The following is a 4143-nucleotide window of genomic DNA, read 5'->3' on the forward strand; positions in this document are numbered from 1 at the left end:
CATTTTCGGGGACATGTGCCTCGAAAATGACACTTCTCATGAAATTTTTGCCGACAATTTCATCAGAAATCGAGGTGAAAATTTCATGAAGCTCCTTCGGAAAAGTGGCGGAAGCCACTTTTTCGACAGGCAGGAGCCGGGGCCATTGGCCCCGGCTCCTGCCGATTTTTATTGCGCGGACCTCCAAGCTGTCGCTGTTGATGGAAGCGTTATCAATAGCGTCTTGACTTGTGGCAGATTTTCAAACGTATTATTTCAGCTTACTGCCGTCCGCAAAGGCATTGCCGACCTTTTCGCCCAGGCTCCAGTACGTCCGGTTGGCCGGATCAAAGGTGAGCGGCTTCAGTTTGGCCGGGTCGATCATCCCGCCCTCGTCCAGGATGGCTTCTTCTGCCCCGGCGTTCACGATCTCGCCCAGCATCAAATGGGAGTCCGGATCATAGCTGAGCAGTCTGCACTCCAGCACCAGCGGCAGTTCGTCGATCACAGGCGCGTCCACGAATTCACTCCTGGTCACATGGAGCCCGCTCCGTTCCAGCTTATCGGGCACATCGTTTCCGGAGACCAGCCCCACATAATCCGCTTCCACCAGGTGCCCCTCGTCCGCTACGCTGACGGTAAAGGCTTTCCGGTTCAGAATGTTTTCCACCGTCTTGTGGTTGGAGCTGAGGCACAGAAAAATCTGATTGCCTCCCGCGACGCCGCCCCAGGCGGCATTCATGGCGTCCGGTGTCCCGTCCTCGCCATAGCTGGCCACAACCATCACCAACTGCGGGTACAAAAACGGCTTTGCGCCAAAATTCTTTCTCATGCTGGTTTCCTCCTGTTATCGGCACAGCGCGCTTCCTGCGCTGCCGCTCTGTGAAAAGGCCGGCGGGCAGGGCCTGGCACGGCGTCAGACCCTGCCCGCCGTTTCAATGGTCATGCTTACTCGTGAACCTTCATCTGGTGGAGCATCTGGACAAATCTGGGGTCGCCGTGGTCCACAATCTCGCTGTGGCCGATGTCCAGCTTGGCGATCTCCGCCATATCCCCGTCGCTGAGCTGGAAGTCCCAGATGGCAAGGTTGTGTTCCATGCGCTCCTTGTGGACCGACTTGGGGATGACGGCGACGCCCCGCTGTACGTTCCACCGCAGGGCCACCTGGGCGGCGCTCTTGCCGTACTTCTGGCCGATGGCGGTCAGGACGGGGTGGGTGAAGATGCCGTGATTGCCCTCGGCAAAGGGGCCCCAGGCCTCGGGCTGGACGCCGTACTCCTTCATGAGGGCCAGGGCGTTCTCCTGCTGGAAGAAGGGGTGGAGCTCCACCTGGTTGACGGCGGGCTTGACTTCCACCGTCTCGCACAGGTCGGCCAGGCGGTTGGGGTAGAAGTTGCACACGCCGATGGCCTTCAGCTTGCCGGCCTTGTATGCCTCCTCCATGGCCCGCCAGGCGCCGTAGTAGTCGCCGAAGGGCTGGTGGATCAGGAAGAGGTCGATATAGCTCAGGCCCAGCTTCCGGAGGGAGGCCTCGATGGCCGCCCTGGCGCCCTCATAGCTGGCGCCCTGGACCCCCAGCTTGGTGGTGATGAACCACGCCCCTCTGGGGAGTCCGGAACTGCGCAGGGCCGCGCCTACGGCGGCTTCATTCTCATAGGAAGCCGCTGTATCGAACAGGCGGTATCCTGTCTTCAGGGCCTCTGAGACACACTGCTCGCACTGGACGCTGTCCCGGATTTGAAAGGTGCCGTACCCAATCATCGGCAGTTCTATCCCGTTGTAGAGCGTCCTGCTCTGCATAGCGACACTTCCTCAATTTGTCTTTTCCCTTCTGACAAGCACATTGTAAGCCGTTTTTTCCGCAAAGTACAGTGCCGATTATGCAGTCTGCTATAATCAAATTGCATACTGCTCCTTGCGGTCCAAAAATCTGACTGATAATGGGGACAAAACGGAACAGCGGGAATATAAAACAGGATGCCGGTTTGGTGGCTTTCTCAGCCACCAAACCGGCATCCTGTTTTCAGCGTGTCGAAAAACCTCAGTTTAAAAGGACCCGCCTGAACTGGGGCGGGGGGAGCGCGAGGGGGCAGCCGCCCGCCTCGCGTGGAATCGAATGCCCCGCAATGCCTTGCCGTGCAAGGCTTGCGGCGAGCGGAGCGAGGACTTTTGTATATATGAGGAAAATTCTTACTTTACTTTTGACGGCTTGACGGATTGGGAAAATTTGCACCATTGACATCAGCAGGGCCGCCCGTCTTACAGATACCGCCCGGTGATGCTCCGGGGATTCTGCTTCACCTGGGCGGGCGTGCCTGCCGCCACGATTTCGCCGCCGGCCTCGCCGCCGCCGGGGCCCATGTCCAGAAGAAAGTCGGCGCTGCGGATCACATCCAGGTCGTGCTCGATCACCACCACGGTGGCGCCCCTGTCCAGCAGGGTCTGGAACACCCCCAGCAGCGTCCGCACGTCCAGAGGGTGCAGGCCGATGGTGGGCTCGTCAAAGACAAAAACCGTGTCCTCCTGGCCCCGGCCCATCTCGCTGGCCAGCTTCAGCCGCTGGGCCTCCCCGCCGGAGAGGCTGGGGGTATCCTCCCCCAGGGTCAGATAGCCCAGGCCCAGATCCTCCAGTACCTGGAGCCGCTGGTGAACCACCGTCCAGTCGGTGCAGGCGTCCAGCGCCATGTGGATATCCATGTCCATCAGCTCCGGCAGGGTAAACGCCGCCCCGGAGCGGGTCTTGAGCCGTACCCGGCCCGCATCCTTTCCGTACCGGGAGCCCCGGCACTCCGGGCAGGGGATGTCCACATCGGGCAGGAACTGGACGTCCAGGCTGATGGAGCCGGTGCCGTCGCACACCGGGCAGCGGAGCTTTCCCGTGTTGTAGGAGAAGTCCCCCGCCTTGTACCCCAGAGCCCTGGCCTCCGGGCTTCGGGCGTAGAGCTTCCGCAGCTCATCGTGGACGTTGGCATAGGTGGCCACCGTGGAGCGGACGTTGATGCCGATGGGGGTGGCGTCGATGAGCCTGACCCGCTGAATGCCCGGCGCGTCCACGGCTTTCACATGGGCCGGCAGCGGTTTCCCGGCTGTCATCGCCTCCAGGCCCGGCACCAGGCTCTCCAGAATCAGCGTGGTCTTACCGGAGCCGGAGACCCCCGTCACCACCGTGAGCTTCCCCTTTGGAAGATCCAGCGCCAAGGGCTTCACCGTGTGGATCGCGCCGGTCTCCAGGTGGATGGCCCCCTCCGCAAACACCGCCTCCGGCGCGGCCTGCGGCCGGGCGGTGGGCTGGGCCTGTCCCGACAGGAACGGCCCGATCTGAGAGCTTTCATTGGCGGCCAGCTCCTCCACGGCGCCCTGGGCGATCACCCGGCCGCCCCGTGCCCCGGCCTCCGGCCCCATCTCGATGATCCAGTCCGCGTGGGACAGAATCTGGGCGTCGTGATCCACCAGCAGCACGGAGTTCCCGTCCGCCACCAGGTCGTCCATCACCGCCGTCAGCCCCGCGATATTGGCCGGGTGCAGGCCGATGGAGGGCTCGTCCAGCACGTACAGCACACCCGTGGTGCGGTTGCGCACCGCACGGGCCAGCTGCATCCGCTGCCGCTCCCCGGTGGAGAGGGTGGCGGCGGCCCGGTCCAGGGTCAGATAACCCAGCCCCAGCTCCATGAGCCGCCGGGCCACCGTCTGGAAGGACTCGCAGATGCGCTCCGCCATGGGGCGCATCTCCTGGGGCAGAGAGGCGGGCACCTCCGCCACCCAGCCCACCAACGCCTCCAGGGACAGCTTGCAGGCCTCGTCCAGGCCGATGCCCCGGAGCCGGGGCGCCCGGGCCGCCTCAGACAGGCGGGTGCCGCCGCAGTCGGGGCACACATCCTCCCTCAGGAATTTCTCCACCCGCTTCATGCCCTTCTCATCCTTTACCTTGGACAGCGCGTTTTCCACGGTGTAAACCGCGTTGTAATAGGTAAAGTCCAGCTCCGTGGCCTGGTCCAGCTTTTTGCCCCGGTAGAGGATGTGCTTTTTCTCCGCCGGGCCGTTGTAGACGATGTCCTTCTCCCGCTCCGTCAGCTCCCGGAAGGGCACGTCCGTCCGCACGCCCATGGCCCGGCACACGTCGGTCATCAGCGACCACATGAGGCTGTTCCAGGGGGCCACCGCCCC

3 protein-coding genes are annotated in these 4143 nt (G+C 62.9%); all 3 read right to left on the minus strand.

Annotation, left to right across the window (positions count from 1 at the left end; translation table 11 throughout):
• Positions 1-250: 250 nt before the first annotated feature.
• The gene (locus QZY67_RS11655) at positions 251-811 is read right to left on the minus strand and encodes a flavin reductase family protein (RefSeq protein ID WP_295370487.1); all 561 of its coding nucleotides are present in this window, start codon (positions 809-811) and stop codon (positions 251-253) included.
• A 116-nt stretch (positions 812-927) separates the two neighbouring features.
• Entirely contained in the window at positions 928-1779 is an 852-nt protein-coding gene (locus QZY67_RS11660) for an aldo/keto reductase (protein ID WP_295370488.1), read from the minus strand.
• A gap of 459 nt (positions 1780-2238) precedes the next feature.
• On the minus strand, positions 2239-4143 hold a 1905-nt coding region (locus QZY67_RS11665), incomplete at its 5' end, for an excinuclease ABC subunit UvrA (protein WP_295370490.1).

This window comes from uncultured Pseudoflavonifractor sp. (assembly GCA_904419835.1).
Lineage (GTDB): Bacteria > Bacillota > Clostridia > Oscillospirales > Oscillospiraceae > Pseudoflavonifractor.